Genomic DNA, 15,699 nt, shown 5'->3' with positions numbered 1-15,699 from the left:
TGCCCCACTCGGAGAAACGGAGGTCCAACGATGCCGTAGCCGAGGCTAGCCGTGGCCATAGGGCGGGTACTGCTGGTTCGCCGGACCGGGCGGGCCGTAGGGGGGTGTGGGAGGCGTGCCGTAGGGCGGGGCAGGCGTGCCGTACGGAGCGGCCGGCGGCGTGCCATAGGGCGGGGTGACCCCGCCGACCTGCGGCGGAAGCGAGGCGCGCTGCTCCTGCATCGCGGTGATCTGGCGGACGAGCAGCAGCGCCAGGATGGCCGCGGCGATGAAGACGAGGACCGCGAACATATCGAGCGCGAGAATGCCGTGCAGGTCGTCGAGGTCGCTCCTGGCCTCCGAAAGGCTCGGCTGGTAGCTGTCGCTCTCGACCTTGTTCCGCAGCGTGTTGTAGCGGATCGTGCCGACGGCGTTGGCGACAAAGCCGACGATCCAGGTCACCCACCATCCGTTGAGCAGTCCGCGGCGCACATTGTGCGGCCCCTGGGGGGAACTGGCCCGCCAGATGTCGTTGGCGATCTGCTTGGGGAACCAGAGGTTGACGACCGGGGTGAACCAGGAGCCCGCGGCCCAGCCGCTGCTGAACCGGTGCTGCCCGGGGGCGAACACCTCGGCGTTCAGCCGCAGCCGGCGGAACCATATGGCCCATACGACGACGATCGCGACCATGAGGCAGAAGTAGATGGCCGCCGCGCCCGTATAGAAGTCGTCGGCGTCGTTGAGGTCCTTCACGGACACAAACGAGCCGTCGAGCATGTCCCCGATGACGCCGTACTGGTCACCACGCGCCACGAGAAGAAGGATGAGGGAGGGGATCGCCACGCCGAAGAGCACCACCAGCGTGGTCGACAGCCCGCGCCGCAGATCCACACCTCCGGTCGGCATCCCCATGCCCGGGGCGGCCGGGTAAGCGAGCGGCGGCGCGGCCGGTATGGGCCCCTGCTGGGGCGGGGCATACGGCTGAGGCTGCTGGGGTGGCTGCTGATCGAGCTGTTGCTGGTAGGTCCCGCATGCTGCGCAGCGCCCGTCGGGGCCGACGGCCACGGCGCGGCAGTTCCCGCACGGATACATTTTTTGGAGTCCCCCTGAAAACGTGGCCCCTTTTGGGCCACGCAAGGAATAAACAACACCGCGCCCACAGCGCGGACCTGCACGTTACGGGGATTCGACCGGTCACGTCCAGAGCCGTACCGGGCGTCGGACTCGGCCCGGGTGCCTCGGTCCGGTCTCGATCTCGTCCAGGGGAGGTGTGACGGATTCGGGGCGTGCGACGCTGTAGGGAGTACGGGTCCTTCGCGGGCCCGCACCGGACGACGGTCGGGGCCTCTCCTGTGGGGGGTGGCGGCCCCGACCGTCCTTCCTTTGGGCGAGGGCCCGTATCTGAGGTCCGAGCGAGGGCCCGTTCAGCGGGCCGCGGAGCTCACGTCGTCAGCCGGTCGTAGAGCGCGACGAAATTCTTCCAGCTCAGGGACGGTTTCCCGGGATCCCACAGCCGTTGGGCCAGCGCCGCGAGCGGCAGCCTGATGCCATTGGCCACCTGTGCCTGCGTCTGCGCGCCGGCGATGTCGCTCCACACCGCGAAGCGTGCGCCCGGCACCCGGGCGGGTCCGGTCAGCGACGGGTCGGGGACGGGCGTGGTGCCGCGCAGCACCGCCGGGGACCACTCTTCGTATATACGTTCGCCGGTCGGGTAGCGGAAGTTGTTCGGCTGCCCCAGCACGTAATAGAGGTATTCGTCGTTGAGGTTCACCACCGTGCGCCCCTCGCGCAGATACTCCGCCGGTGGTCTGGCCCCGGCCTCGCGGCCCGTCCAGTACTCGACCTGAATGGAACGGTCGGGGGTGACGACGCCGCCGGAGAAGAAGCCGTCGTTCCATGCCTTGGGCTGCTTGCCCAGCTGGCGCGCGACCGCGGCGCGGGCGTTGAGCCATGCGGTGGCCAGGTCCTGGATGCGCCCCCGCGGCCCGTAGGCCAGCCGGGCGGCCGTGGCCAGGGCCGGATAGGTGGCCTCGGGGTTCCGCGACATCAGCGCGCCGTACTCGTCACCGCCCAGATGCCAGTACGGACCGGGGAAGAGTGGCGCGAATTCGCGCATCAGATCGTCCACGATGCGTGCGGCGGCCGGGTTCGAGATGTCCACGGCGCCGCGGAACGCGGACCCGCTCGCGGTGCGCAGCTGGAGCGCGGGGTGCGCGAGGATGACCGCGCCGAGGTGGCCGGGCGAGTCGATCTCGGGGACGACGGTGATGTGCAGGCTCTGGGCGAGGCTGACGATCCGGCGCACCTCCTGCTTGGTGAGGTGCTGCGGGGCGACGATCTCCGGATGCGTGGAGCTCTGGATACGGAAGGCCTGGTCGTCGGAGAAGTGCAGACCGAGCTGGTTGAGCTTGAGATCGGCCATCTCGCGCAGCCGGGCCTCGATCCACGCGGGCGAGTAGTACTTACGCGCGATGTCGAGGTTGAGGCCGCGCTGTGAGCGGTCCGGGGCGTCGCGGATGACGCCCTGCGGCACCCGGCCCCCGGAGCGCAGCGCCTGCTTGACGGTACGGGTGCCGTAGAACACCCCGGCGTCGGCGGAGCCGGTGATCCGCGCCAGGCCGCCGCGCACGGTGAGGATGTACGCCTCGCGGCCGCCGCTCTGCTTGGGGTTCAGGGCGAGCTCCAGGTCGCCACGGCGTGCGGGGCCCGAGCTGACGCGAAGGCCCAGCTCACGGGCGATCAGCGCGGCCTCGTCGGCGAGCGGGCCACGCGTATTGGTGACGACGCGGCTGCCCGCGCCGGGCCGCCAGCCGGGGCCGGCCGCAGGGGCGAAGTGCCGGACGGACGGGATGGTGCGGGGCGCGGCGGGGAGTGCTGTCGGGCTGGCCGGTGGCCGGGGCGAGGTGGTGGTGGGGCGGGGGCTCCGGGTGGCCGGGGGTCGGCTGGTCGGGGTGGGGCTTGCGGTGCTGGTCGGGCGGTGGCTGGTGGTGGCCGGGTGCCCGCCTTCGCCGCTCTGCTGCTGGCAGCCGGTGGCCAGGGCGACGGCCGTGACGACCGTGATGGCGACGGCCGTGACGACGGGGGTGCCCGCCCGGCGGGTGGCGCTCGCACGGTCGGCCGTCTGTCGCCCTGGCCGCCTTATATACGGCAGTCCCATGGTGCTGACCTCCCGTTCCGGCCCTGTGGCGTCCATCGCATGCCGCGAAACCTCCCCTTCCGGGTGAATTTCGCACATCCTCCAGACAGCGACTGACACATATCGCTACCTTGAACTGCCGATCGCACCACTTCAACCCCTGACGCCCGTTATCTCCCTCTACGCACCTCTTGCATCGCCCCTTCGAACACACGTGTCCAAGGAGCCCATGCTGTCCACCGCCCGCCTCGCCCGCCTCAACGCCGCCTCCGCCGGCGCCGCCGAGGACGTACTGCTCGCCTGCTGTGGAAGCCGCCGCTGGGCCCGGCTGCTCGTGGCGCACCGCCCCTATCCAGATCTCGACGCGCTGCTCGCGGCCGGCGACGAGGCCAGCTATGACCTCACCCCCGCTGACCTCGACGAGGCCCTGGCCGACGAGGCGGTGGTGGGACAGCTGCCGGCCGGCAGCCCCATGGACGGGCCGGGGGCGCTGGCCGCGCATACCGCGCTGCGGGCCGCCCATGCGGAGTACGAGCGCCGCTTCGGACATGTCTTCGTGATCTGCCTGGATGACCTTCACCCCGACGAAATGCGCAATCGGGTGCTGGCCGAAATACATACGCGACTGGACAACGAGAAGGACGCCGAGCGGGTCAAGGCGGCCGAGGAGCTGCGGCGTATCGCGCGCGGCCGACTCGCGCGGCTGATCGCGGGCCAATCTCGGATGTCCGGAATCAAACGGTTCCACCCCGCCTGATATAGGCCGTGCGTGCCTGATCGATCACACTGAAGCCCCCCGGGCGAGCGAACCGACAACACGTCGCTACGATGGCCAGGGCCGGTGGACCGTACCCGGCCGGGCCCGACCGACAGAAGCCGGCAGGCCCCAATCCCCGTTTCCGGAGGGTTTTCCGTGCCGGCTGGAACGCTGTATCGCGGCCGGGAAGGCATGTGGTCCTGGGTGGCTCATCGAGTCACCGGCGTCCTCATCTTTTTCTTCCTGTTCGTCCACGTGCTGGACACCTCGCTCGTTCGCGTGTCGCCCGAGGCCTACGACGACGTCGTGGCGACGTACAAGAATCCGATCGTGAACGTGATGGAGTACGGCCTGGTGGCCGCCATCCTGTTCCACGCCCTCAACGGCCTGCGCGTCATCGCCGTGGACTTCTGGTCGAAGGGCCCGAAGTACCAGAAGCAGATGCTGTGGAGCGTCGTCGGTATCTGGGTCGTGCTGATGGCGGGTGCCTTCTACCCGATCCTGCAGCACACCCTGCGCGATCTGTTCGGGAAGGGCTGACGCACGATGTCCGCCGAGACCACCACCCCCGTGAACGACAGTGTCCACATGTACGACGTGGACCACCCCGCGCCGCTCATCGAGCCGCCGCGCGCCCGTACCCGTAAGACGCCGAAGGCGACCCGCACCAATTTCGAGATGTACGGATGGCTGTTCATGCGGCTGTCCGGCGTCCTGCTGGTCGTGCTCGTCCTGGGCCACCTGCTGATCCAGCTGGTCCTCGACGGCGGCGTCTCCAAGATCGGCTTTGCCTTCGTGGCCGGCCGCTGGGCCTCGCCGTTCTGGCAGGCATGGGATCTGATCATGCTCTGGCTCGCCACGCTGCACGGCGCGAACGGCCTGCGTACGGTCATCAACGACTACGCGGAGCGGGACAACACCCGCCTGTGGCTGAAGGGGCTGCTCTACACGGCGGCAGGATTCACCATTGTGCTCGGCACTCTGGTGATCTTCACCTTCGACCCGAACATCCGCTAGGCCCCGGGGCTGAGGTATCCACTCATGAAGATCCACAAGTACGACACCGTCATCGTCGGCGCCGGCGGCGCCGGGATGCGCGCGGCCATCGAGTCGACGAAGCGCAGCCGCACCGCGGTGCTCACCAAGCTCTACCCGACCCGCTCCCACACCGGCGCCGCCCAGGGCGGCATGGCCGCCGCCCTCGCGAACGTCGAGGAGGACAACTGGGAGTGGCACACCTTCGACACGATCAAGGGTGGCGACTACCTGGTCGACCAGGACGCCGCCGAGATCCTGGCGAAGGAGGCCATCGACTCGGTCCTCGACCTGGAGAAGATGGGCCTGCCGTTCAACCGGACCCCGAACGGCACCATCGACCAGCGCCGCTTCGGCGGCCACAGCCGTAACCACGGCGAGGCCCCGGTCCGCCGGTCCTGCTACGCCTCGGACCGCACCGGCCACATGATCCTCCAGACGCTGTACCAGAACTGCGTCAAGGAGGGCGTGGAGTTCTTCAACGAGTTCTACGTCCTGGATCTGCTGCTGACCGAGGTCGACGGCGTCAAGCGCACCGCGGGTGTGGTGGCGTACGAGCTGGCGACCGGTGAGCTCCATGTCTTCCAGGCGAAGGCCGTCGTCTTCGCCTCGGGCGGCTGCGGCAAGTTCTTCAAGGTGACCTCCAACGCCCACACCCTGACCGGTGACGGCCAGGCGGTCGCCTACCGGCGCGGGCTGCCGCTGGAGGACATGGAGTTCTTCCAGTTCCACCCGACCGGCATCTGGCGCATGGGCATTCTGCTCACCGAGGGCGCCCGCGGTGAGGGCGGCATCCTGCGCAACAAGGACGGCGAGCGCTTCATGGAGAAGTACGCGCCGGTCATGAAGGACCTCGCCTCCCGCGACGTGGTCTCGCGCTCCATCTACACCGAGATCCGGGAGGGCCGCGGCTGCGGTCCCGAGGGCGACCACGTCTACCTGGACCTGACCCACCTGCCGCCGGAGCAGCTGGACGCCAAGCTGCCCGACATCACCGAGTTCGCCCGGACGTACCTGGGCATCGAGCCCTACACGGACCCGATCCCGATCCAGCCGACCGCGCACTACACGATGGGCGGCATCCCGACCAACGTCCTGGGTGAGGTGCTGTCCGACAACGACACCGTCGTGCCGGGCCTGTACGCGGCGGGCGAGGTCGCCTGTGTCTCCGTGCACGGCGCCAACCGCCTGGGCACCAACTCGCTCCTCGACATCAACGTCTTCGGCCGCCGGGCCGGCATCGCCGCCGCGGAGTACGCCGCTGAGAACGACTTCGTCGAGCTCCCCGACGACCCGGCCACCTTCGTCCAGGGCCAGGTCGAGGGGTTGCGGAACGCCACCGGCAGCGAGCGGGTCGCCGAGGTCCGCAAGGCGCTCCAGGAGACCATGGACAAGAACGTCATGGTCTTCCGCACCGAGCAGACGCTGAAGGAGGCCGTCGAGGAGATCGGCCACCTGCGCGAGCGCTACAAGAACATCAGCGTCCAGGACAAGGGCAAGCGGTTCAACACCGACCTTCTCGAGGCGATCGAGCTGGGCAACCTGCTCGACCTGGCCGAGGTCATGGCCGTCTCCGCGCTGGCCCGCAAGGAGTCGCGCGGCGGCCACTACCGCGAGGACTACCCGAACCGCGACGACGTCAACTTCATGCGCCACACCATGGCGTACCGCGAGGTGGGCGCAGGCGGCTCCGAGTCCATCCGCCTCGACTACAAGCCGGTCGTGCAGACCCGCTACCAGCCGATGGAGCGTAAGTACTGATGAGCACCCCGACGCTTGACAAGCCCGCCGAGGCTCCGGAGGCGGCCGCGGCCACCGCTTCGCACCTGGTCACGGTCACCTTCCGGATCCGCCGGTTCAACCCGGAGGTCTCGGCCGATGCGTTCTGGGAGGACTTCCAGATCGACATCGACCCCAAGGAGCGCGTCCTCGACGGGCTTCACAAGATCAAGTGGGATCTGGACGGCACCCTGACCTTCCGCCGCTCCTGCGCCCATGGCATCTGCGGCTCCGACGCCATGCGGATCAACGGCCGCAACCGGCTCGCCTGCAAGACGCTGATCAAGGACATCAACCCGGACAAGCCCATCACGATCGAGGCCATCAAGGGCCTCACGGTCCTCAAGGACCTGGTCGTGGACATGGAGCCGTTCTTCCAGGCGTACCGCGATGTGATGCCCTTCCTGATCACCACGGGCAACGAGCCGACACGCGAGCGCCTGCAGTCCGCCGAGGACCGCGAGCGCTTCGACGACACCACCAAGTGCATCCTGTGCGCCGCGTGCACCTCCTCGTGCCCGGTGTTCTGGAACGACGGCCAGTACTTCGGCCCGGCGGCGATCGTCAACGCGCACCGCTTCATCTTCGACTCGCGCGACGAGGGCGGTGAGCAGCGCCTGGAGATCCTGAACGACAAGGACGGCGTCTGGCGCTGCCGCACCACCTTCAACTGCACGGAGGCCTGCCCGCGTGGCATCGAGGTCACCAAGGCCATCCAGGAGGTGAAGCGCGCGCTGATCACGCGGCGCTTCTGAGTTCCTCACTGCCGCAGGCACCGCTCCTCGTAGCGCCTGCGGTCATCTGACGAGGGCCCCGCTTCCCGCCCGGGAAGCGGGGCCCTCGTCGTATGCCAACAGGGCTCCCTGCGTGCGTCTTTGGGTCTATACACGCGGTGTATACGTGGTGTGTATAGTGCTCCGCATGACCGATGCGTATCTGCTGCCGATCAAGACCGCCGCGGCGCTGTTCCCCCTCCTCGCGCTGGCCCTGTTCCTGCCGACGGCCGTCGCGCTGTACCGCAGGCACGGCGTCATGTCGCGGGGGCGGACCCTGTCGCTGTACGGGTTCCTGTACTACGCGCTGAGCGCGTTCTGCATGACGGTCGTCCCGCTGCCCAGGCGGTCCGCGGACATGTGCAGCAGATTCGCCGCGGTCGCCGACCCGCAGCTGATCCCCGGCAACACCTTCGGCGACATCTGGAAGGAGGCGCACGGCGAGGTCGGCGTCAACGCGCTGGTCCTACAGAACCCCGCCGTCGCCGGAACCCTCTTCAACCTGCTGCTGCTCCTGCCGCTCGGGGTCTTCCTGCGCTATCACTTCCGGCAAGGGCTGCGGGCCACCGCGGCCCTCGGCTTCGGCGCCTCGCTGTTCTTCGAGCTGACGCAGTGGAGCGGGGTGTGGGGCCTGTACGCATGCCCGTACCGGCTCTTCGACGTGGACGATCTGATCGTCAACACCTCGGGCGCGATGCTCGGCTGGGTCCTGGCCGGGCCCGTGGCGCGGCGGCTGCCCACGCTGGAGACGCTGGACGGGCGGGCGCTGGCGCGCCATCCGGTGCCGTTCGGGCGGCGGCTGACGGCGCTGGTGGTCGACCTGGTCGGGTATGCGGCGGCGACGCTTCTCGCCGTCGTGGTGAGCGCGGGGCTCGGCGCGGGGGGCCTCGTGCTGTGGGTGCCCGTCGCGGCCTTCGCCGGGTGGTTCGTCGTCCTGCCGTATCTGACCGGGGCGACACCCGGCAAGCGGCTGTTGCTGCTGCGGGTGGTGCCCTCGGACGGCGGGGCGCTCCCCCTCTGGCGGCTGGCCGTACGGGCGCTGGTGCTCGGCGTGGCCGCGCTGCCGTTGCTGGCGGGGCTCTCCCTCGCGACGGCGGTGCTGCTCTTCGAGCCGTCGCTGTCCGGCTTCGTCAACACTGCCACCGCCCTGCAGGCGAACGGTGAGGACGCGGTGTACCTCGTGGCGTCCTCGCCGGAGCAGGCACTCGTCGCGGTGCTGGGCGTCGCGCTGCTGGTGGCGTACGGGCTGAGGACGCTGCGGCACCCCGATGGGCTCGGCCCGCACGAGACCCTTTCGGGGCTCCGCAACGAGGCCCTGCCGCACACCCGCGCCCGGCACCCCCGCGGCGCGGCGGCCGTCCCGGTCCCCGTCGCCGTCCCGGTCGCCGTCGCCGTCCCTGCCCCTGTCGCCGTCCCCGGCCCCGTCGCCGTCCCCGGCCCCGTCGGGACCGGCCCCGTCGCCGTGAGGACAACCGCCCCGCGAGAGAAGACGCTCACCAGCGTGTGAGCCCGGCGCCCGGGGGCCTCAGCGGTCGCCAGGTCGTCAGGTCGTCAGGCCCGGTTCATGCCTCCCGGGCGCAGAGGGCGAGTTCACGGGGCCTGACGATCACCGTGTACGTCCCGAGGTCATCGCCGCAGGCGTCCTCGTAGACCTTGTCCTGGCCTTCGAGCACCTTGAAGATCCGCGTCTTCACCCAGTCGCGGCCGGTGAAGGGGATCTGCCACCCGCACGGCGTCCGGGCGCCGACCCGCGCCTCGACGATCTCGTCGCTCGACGAGTCCGTGCGCAGCGGGAAACACTGCCCCACCCGGTAGACGCGCTCCATGCACAGCGCCGGCCGTTCCGCTTCGGCCGGCTTCCACTCGATCTGCCAGGTCTCCGGACAGTCCAGCCCCTCGCGCTCTTCCGCGCGGTCGACCACCTTGTAGTAGGCGTCGTCGGCCGCGCAGTCGACCGGCCCCGGGGCCTTGTCGGCCGGATACCACGCGCTGCCGTCATGGAAGACATCGGTGCACTCGCCGGTCAGCAGCGCGGGCTCACCGGCCGTGTCCGCCGTACGCGTGGAACTCGCCGAGCCCGGAGACAGCGACGGCGACATGCTCTGCGACATGCTCTGCGACGGCGACGGCGACGTGCTCTGCGACGGCGATGTGCTGCCGCCCGCCCGCGCCTTCGGCTCGTCCCCGTCGTCGGACATCACGCCGCCGAACATCAGCACCACCGCCACGACACCGAGGCCCACGACGATCGCGGCGACCGCGACCGCCACTGCGGTCTTCCGCACCGGCGCGGTCCGTACGTCCTGAAGGACGTCGGCCTCCACCGGCCACGCTGTTTCGCCGGGCTGCACCAGGCCCCAGGAACCGCCCGGCGTGCCGTCCAGCGGGCCGCCCTCCAGGCCGCGCTCCCGGAAGGCGGCGATGGCCCGCAACCAACTCGGCGGCAGCCATGCCGGGTCGTCCGAGGTCTTGGCCGAGGCCGACGCGGCGAGCTCGGCGGCCAGGGCCTCGAACAGTTCCCGCGGCGACGGCCGGCCGGCCGGGTCGGCCGCCAGACAGCGGCGTACGAGGCCGTCGAGCTCAGCGGGCAGGCCGGTCAGGTCGAACCGCCCTTGGGCGGCCCGCCCCAGCAGTTGGGGAACCTCGCCGGTCTCGGCGTACGGGGGACGGCCGACCGCGAGGTAGAACATCGTCGCCCCGAGGGAGAAGACATCGGACGCCGCGCCGCTCTCCTCACCCCGGGCCTGTTCGGGCGAGGTGAAGGCGACCGTCCCCGGCGTGACCGTGGTCCGGGTCGGATCGACGGCGTGCGGGACACCGAAGTCGATCACGCGCGGGCCGCCCTCGGGCAGCAGCACATTGGAGGGCTTGACGTCCCGGTGCACAAGCCCCGCCGCGTGCACGTTCACCAGCGCCTCGGCGACCCCGGCGGCCACCCACCGCACCGCGGGGACGGGCAGCGGCCCGCAGGTCTCGACCAGATGGGCCAGGGAAGGTGCCGCGATGTACTCGGTGGCCATCCACGGCACCTCGGCCGCGGGGTCGGCGTCCACCACGTTGGCGGTGTAGATGCCCGCGACCCGCCTGGCGAGCGTCACCTCATGCGCGAACCGCTGCCGGGCGGCGTCGCTGATCGGCCCCTCTGTACGGATCGTCCTGAGCGCGACCAACCGGCCTCCGGGTAATGAACGGGCCAGATACACCCGCCCCATGCCCCCGTCGGCGAGCACCGACAGGATGCGATAGAGCCCGACCCAGCCTCCCGGCGCAAGCCCTTCTCCGCTTCTGTCGTAGCCCGTCATCCCAACTCCCCTGTGGGCGGCGCCGCTTGGCCGACGGATCGGCGGACGTCGACCACCATCACCTTACGGCTCGGGGCGCTCCCGGTTCCCGGAAGCGCCCCCGCCCGCGCATGAACTCAGCGCTCCGACACCAGCTCCCGTTCTCCCTCGGGCTCCGGCGCGACCCCCGGGTACGGGCGGTCCGGCGGGTCGACCGCCAGATGCGGCAGCCGCTTGTCGATCGCGCGCGGCAGCCACCAGTTGGCCCGGCCGATCAGCTGCATCAGGGCCGGTACGAGCACCATGCGCAGGATGAACGCGTCCAGCGCCACGGAGCCCGCGAGCCCGAGCCCGGCCATGACGCCGCCCCGGTCGCCGCTGAGGATGAACGAGGAGAAGACGCAGATCATGATGAGCGCCGCACAGTTGATGACCCGGCTGGTGTCGGCGAGCCCGGCCCGTACCGCCCGCGCGTTGTCCTTGGTGTGCACCCACTCCTCGTGCATCCGGCTGACCAGGAAGACCTGGTAGTCCATGGACAGGCCGAACAGCAGCGGCAGCATGATCACCGGCAGGAAGGAGATGATCGGCCCCTCCTTGCCCAGGCCCAGCAGGTCCATGCCCCAGCCCCACTGGAAGATCGCCACCAGCACACCGAAGGACGCGGCCGCCGCGATCAGGTTCATCACCGCGGCTGTCAGCGGCACCACCACGCTGCGGAACGCCACGAGCAGCAGCAGCGCGCCAAGACCGACGATCAGGGCGATGAACGGCGGCAGCCGTTCGCCGATGACCGACGCGAAGTCCTTCTGGATGGCCGTGGCACCGCCGATGTCGACCTCGAGCGCGGTGCCCCGCTCGGCCGCGGGCACGATGTCGTCGCGCAACGTGTCGATCAGCCGGTCGGTCTTCTCCGACTGCGGCGAGGTGGTCGGCACCACCTGCACCACCGCCGTGTCCTTGGCCGTTCCGGGCGGGGCGGGCAGCCGTACGGCCCGCACCACGCCCTCGGTGCCGTTCACCCGGCGCACCAGACCGTCCAGCGCCCGCTGTTCGACCGCTCCGCCGGAGACGTCCGCGACCATCAGCAGCGGCCCGTTGAAGCCGGGCCCGAACCCCTCGGCCAGCAGGTCGTACGCCTTGCGGGTGGTCTGCGACTCGGGCTGGTTGCCCTGGTCGTTGGTGCCCAGCCGGAGCGAGAGCGTGGGGATCGCGAGCACCGCCATCACGACGAGCGCGACCGCGGCCAGCGCCTTGGGCCGGCGCTCCACGAACGAGGCCCAGCGCACCGCCCGCCCGCCGGGCTTCTCGCCCTCCCGCGGCCCCTCCTCCGCCAGGGCGCGCCGCTCCTTGCGGCTGAGCACCCGGTGCCCGAGGAAACCGAACATCGCGGGCAGCAGGGTGACCGCGGCCGCCACGCTGAGCAGGGTGGTGAGCGTCGCGGCGATCGCGATGCCGTTGAGGAAGCTCAGGTCCAGCGAGAACATCGCCAGCAGCGCGATACACACCGTGCCGCCCGCGAACAGCACCGCGCGGCCCGAGGTGTCCAGCGCCCGCGTCGCGGACTCGGCCGGATCCAGGCCCGCCCGAAGGCCCTTGCGGTGCCGGGTGACGATGAACAGCGCGTAGTCGATGCCGACGCCGAGCCCGATCAGGCTGCCCATCAGCGGCGCCACATCGGGCAGGTCGACGACATGGCTGAGCAGGATCAGCGCGGACAGGCCGGTGCCCACCGCGAAGATGGCGTTGAGCAGCGGCAGCAGCATCGCGAACAGCGACCCGAAGGCGAGGAAGAGCACGACGGCCGCCGCGACGATGCCCACCGCCTCCGAAAGCCCGGCCGGGGGCTCCTGCGTCTGCTCGATGGCCTGGCCGCCGAGCTCCACCCGCAGCCCCGCGGTGCGCGCCTCCTCGGCCCGGTCGACGACCTTCTGGATGTTCTCCTTCCGCAGCTCGAACGCCTGCTTGGTGAAGGTCACCTCGGCGTAGGCGATCCGCCCGTTCTCGCTGATCTGCCGCGCGCCCTCGGGCTCGTACGGGCTGACCACCGTGCCCACCTCGGGCAGCTTCCCGATGTCGGTGAGCGCCGCCGACATCCGCTCCCGTACGGCCGGATCCTTGACCGACTTGCCCTGGTCCACCTCCCACACCACGCTGTCGGTGTCCCCCGCGCGCTGCGGGAACGCCTTCTCCATGCGCTCCATGGCCCGCGAGGACTCGGTCCCCGGGAAGCCGAAGACGTTCGCGTACGCGCTGCCCGCGACCCCGCTCGCGACGGCCGTGCCGAACAGCGCCCCCACCCACAGCAGAAGCACCACCAGCCGGTGTCTGAGGCACCACCGTGCCCATGCCGCCATGCGTTCCGCCCCCTGTTTCTCGTGATGTTCCGACGTACGTCCCCGAGGTACGCACCAAGGCTCGGCCGCGGGGGCGGGGCGGCAGGGCAACCGACCCCGGACTCACAAGAAGCTCCCAGGCTTCCCCATGGGATCGCGCAATTTTGCGACCGATACTGGGGAGATGAGTGCCGCAGACCCCAACGGCAACCCCGGCAGTCCTGGCAATCCCGTCAGCCCTGGCGGTTCTGGCAGTCCTGGCGGTCCTGGCAGTCCCGTCAGTCCCGGCAGTCCTGGCAGTCCCGTCAGTCCTGGCGGTCCTGGCGGTCCCGTCAGTCCTGGCAGTCCTGGCAGTCCTGGCAGCGCCACCGTCCTGATCGTCGAGGACGAGCCGAGCATCGCGGACGTGCTCGCCATCACCCTGCGCTTCCACGGCTTCTCGGTGGTGTGCGCGGGCAGCGCGCGGGCCGCCGTGGAACTCGCCCGCGAGGCGCGCCCGGACGCCGTCCTGCTCGACATCGCCCTGCCCGACGGCGACGGGCGCCATGTGTGCCGGGTGCTGCGCGCCGAACGCGCCGATCTGGCGGTCGTCTTCCTCACCGCGCGCGACGCCCCCGCCGATATCGTGCGCGGCCTGGCCCTCGGCGGCGACGACTACATCACCAAGCCGTTCAACGTCGACGAGGTGGTCGCCAGGATCCGGGCCGTGCTGCGCCGCACCCGCCCGCCGGGCCCGGACCCGGACGCCCCGCCGCCGCCCCGGCCCCCGGTGCTGCGCCACGGTGACATGGAGCTCGACGAGGCCACGTACACGGTGCGGCGCGGCGGGCGCAGCGCGGATCTGACCCCGACCGAGTTCGCGCTGCTGCGCCATCTGGTGCGGCACGCGGACCGGATCGTGCCCAAGGAGCAGCTGCTGCGGGACGTATGGCGGTACGAGCAGCCCGTCGAATCCACGGTCGTCGAGACGTACATCAGCTATCTGCGGCGCAAACTCGACCCGTTGGGGCCGCCGCTGATCCGCACCCGGCGGGGCGTCGGCTACGGTCTGCGGCCCGTGGAGCCGGTGTGAAGTGGCGGAAGAAGGAGGAGCGGCATCAGCGCGCGACGCTACGGGCCAAGCTGACGCTCAGCATCATCGCCATGCTGACGCTCGGCATCGCCGCCGCCCTGTGGGTCAGCACCATGGGCATCCGGCACTACATGGTCGCCAACATCGACAGCGATCTCATCGCCTCCCGCAACGGGCTCCAGCGGACCGGGCTGAACAGCGACCAGATAGCGGCCATCGCCGCGATCGCCGACCTGAGCGGCCAGTTCGCCGCCCAGAACCACTCCAACCGGACCCTGTTCACCGTCGTCGGCCGCGACGGCAAGGCCGCGCCCTTCGGCAGGGTGGCGCCGGACGCCGCCCAGCGCGCCCTCGCCGACGCCGTCCCCGACGCCGCCGCACTTGCCCGCCGCGACGAGCCCATCGACGTGACCGCGCACGGCACCGGCTACCGGGTGACCGCCCTGCGCCTGGGCGGCCCCGACGGGCTGCTGGTCCTGATGGCCAACTCCACCACGGCCGTCACCCAGACCATGCACAAGGTCGTACGGATGGTGCTCACCATCGGCGCCGCCCTGGTCGCCTGCCTGGGCGCGGCCACCTTCTTCGGCACGCGGCGGCGGCTGCGCCCCTTGGAGGACATGGTCGAGACCGCCTCCGCCATCGCCGAGGGCTGCCCCCAGGGGCTCGACCTCTCCCGCCGGGTCGCCTCCCGCGGCCACCGGCACAGCGGCGGCGAGGTCGAACAGCTGCGCACCGCGCTCAACGCCATGCTCCAGCAGCTGGAGACCGCCTTCGTCACACGCGAGCACGCCGCCGGACAGCTGCGCCGGTTCATCGCCGACGCCTCGCACGAGCTGCGGACGCCGCTCGCCGCGATCCGCGGCTATCTGCAGCTGGACGAGAAGGGCATGTTCAAGGACGAGGCGGAACGGGCGCGCGCGATGGCCCGGATGAACGCCGAGGCCGAACGGATGGCCCGGCTCATCGACGAACTCCTCGCCCTGGCCCGCCTCGACCAGCGGCCCCGGCTGCGCCCCGCGCCCGTGGACCTGGCGGGCGTGGCGCGTGGCGCCGCCGCCGACCTCAGCGCCCAGCAGCCCGGCCGCCCCGTCGAGCTGCGCCTGCCCGCGGACTGCCCGGTCCTCGCCGACGAGCCGACCCTCCACCAGATCGTCAGCAATCTGCTGGCCAACGTCCGCATCCACACGCCCGCCGACGCGCGGGTGCGGGTGAGCGTGGCCGAGGAGGGCGGATACGGGGTGCTGCGGGTCGCCGACGAGGGGCCGGGCATGGGTCAGCAGGACGCGGAGCGCATCTTCGACCGCTTCTTCCGTACGGGCGGCGCGGAGGGCAGCGGTCTTGGTATGGCGGTCGTACGGGCGGCGGTCGACGCGCACGGCGGCACGGTACGGGTCACCACCGCCCCGGGCGTGGGGCTGACGGTCGTGGTGGCCCTGCCGTCGGCGCGGGCGGACGGCCACCATCGGGCGCGGGGCGCGGCCGACCTTGAGACGACGACCACGGCCGGACAGCCGGCGGCCCGGCCGGGGCCCTGATGTGGGTTGTCGG

Annotated in this window: 12 protein-coding genes; 8 read left to right on the top strand and 4 right to left on the bottom strand. The window is 70.8% G+C overall.

Annotated elements, in window-relative coordinates; translation table 11 throughout:
* Positions 1-45: 45 nt before the first annotated feature.
* Together ACH4U7_RS25600 and ACH4U7_RS25595 are read right to left on the bottom strand one after the other, a co-directional pair.
* Positions 46-1,044, bottom strand: a complete 999-nt coding sequence (locus ACH4U7_RS25600; protein ID WP_398530158.1) for a DUF4328 domain-containing protein — start codon at positions 1,042-1,044, stop codon at positions 46-48.
* 376 nt (positions 1,045-1,420) lie between these two features.
* A complete protein-coding gene (locus ACH4U7_RS25595; protein WP_398530245.1) occupies positions 1,421-3,136 on the bottom strand; it encodes a family 20 glycosylhydrolase in 1,716 nt (571 codons plus the stop codon).
* A 208-nt stretch (positions 3,137-3,344) separates the two neighbouring features.
* Between ACH4U7_RS25595 and ACH4U7_RS25590 the strand changes: the two genes are divergently transcribed.
* From ACH4U7_RS25590 to ACH4U7_RS25565, 6 genes are all read left to right on the top strand, one after another.
* Positions 3,345-3,872 carry a 2-oxo-4-hydroxy-4-carboxy-5-ureidoimidazoline decarboxylase gene (locus tag ACH4U7_RS25590; RefSeq protein ID WP_398530157.1) on the top strand — a complete coding sequence of 176 codons (528 nt, stop codon included), beginning with the start codon at positions 3,345-3,347 and terminating at the stop codon, positions 3,870-3,872.
* 156 nt (positions 3,873-4,028) lie between these two features.
* On the top strand, positions 4,029-4,412 hold the full coding sequence (gene sdhC / locus ACH4U7_RS25585) for a succinate dehydrogenase, cytochrome b556 subunit (protein WP_398530244.1): 384 nt from the start codon (positions 4,029-4,031) through the stop codon (positions 4,410-4,412).
* A gap of 6 nt (positions 4,413-4,418) precedes the next feature.
* A complete protein-coding gene (locus tag ACH4U7_RS25580; protein ID WP_385623586.1) occupies positions 4,419-4,889 on the top strand; it encodes a succinate dehydrogenase hydrophobic membrane anchor subunit in 471 nt (156 codons plus the stop codon).
* A gap of 24 nt (positions 4,890-4,913) precedes the next feature.
* Positions 4,914-6,668 (top strand): succinate dehydrogenase flavoprotein subunit, encoded by a 1,755-nt coding sequence (gene sdhA, locus ACH4U7_RS25575; protein ID WP_398530156.1) that lies wholly within the window; start codon positions 4,914-4,916, stop codon positions 6,666-6,668.
* Positions 6,668-7,441: a succinate dehydrogenase iron-sulfur subunit gene (locus tag ACH4U7_RS25570; protein WP_398530155.1), complete on the top strand. Its 774-nt coding sequence runs from the start codon at positions 6,668-6,670 to the stop codon at positions 7,439-7,441. Before sdhA ends, ACH4U7_RS25570 begins: the two co-directional genes overlap by 1 nt.
* A gap of 166 nt (positions 7,442-7,607) precedes the next feature.
* Positions 7,608-8,966, top strand: coding sequence for a VanZ family protein (locus ACH4U7_RS25565; protein WP_398530154.1), 1,359 nt, complete (start codon positions 7,608-7,610; stop codon positions 8,964-8,966).
* A gap of 55 nt (positions 8,967-9,021) precedes the next feature.
* Here the strand turns inward: ACH4U7_RS25565 and ACH4U7_RS25560 are convergent, their stop codons facing one another.
* Complete coding sequence (locus ACH4U7_RS25560) at positions 9,022-10,761, bottom strand: serine/threonine-protein kinase (protein WP_398530153.1); 1,740 nt, start codon at positions 10,759-10,761, stop codon at positions 9,022-9,024.
* Between the two features lie 116 nt (positions 10,762-10,877).
* Positions 10,878-13,097, bottom strand: a complete 2,220-nt coding sequence (locus ACH4U7_RS25555) for an MMPL family transporter (RefSeq protein WP_398530152.1) — start codon at positions 13,095-13,097, stop codon at positions 10,878-10,880.
* Positions 13,098-13,452: 355 nt separating this feature from the next.
* On the opposite strand from ACH4U7_RS25555, the gene ACH4U7_RS25550 reads away from it, so the two are divergent.
* Together ACH4U7_RS25550 and ACH4U7_RS25545 are read left to right on the top strand one after the other, a co-directional pair.
* The gene (locus ACH4U7_RS25550; RefSeq protein ID WP_043490525.1) at positions 13,453-14,148 is read left to right on the top strand and encodes a response regulator transcription factor; all 696 of its coding nucleotides are present in this window, start codon (positions 13,453-13,455) and stop codon (positions 14,146-14,148) included.
* Positions 14,145-15,686 carry an ATP-binding protein gene (locus ACH4U7_RS25545; RefSeq protein ID WP_398530151.1) on the top strand — a complete coding sequence of 514 codons (1,542 nt, stop codon included), beginning with the start codon at positions 14,145-14,147 and terminating at the stop codon, positions 15,684-15,686. Before ACH4U7_RS25550 ends, ACH4U7_RS25545 begins: the two co-directional genes overlap by 4 nt.
* Positions 15,687-15,699 lie beyond the last annotated feature (13 nt).

It is taken from the genome of Streptomyces sp. NPDC020845 (assembly GCF_044334165.1).
Lineage (GTDB): Bacteria > Actinomycetota > Actinomycetes > Streptomycetales > Streptomycetaceae > Streptomyces.
Note: the sequence above shows the minus strand (reverse complement) of the source record. Positions and strands in the feature narration are given on the sequence as shown.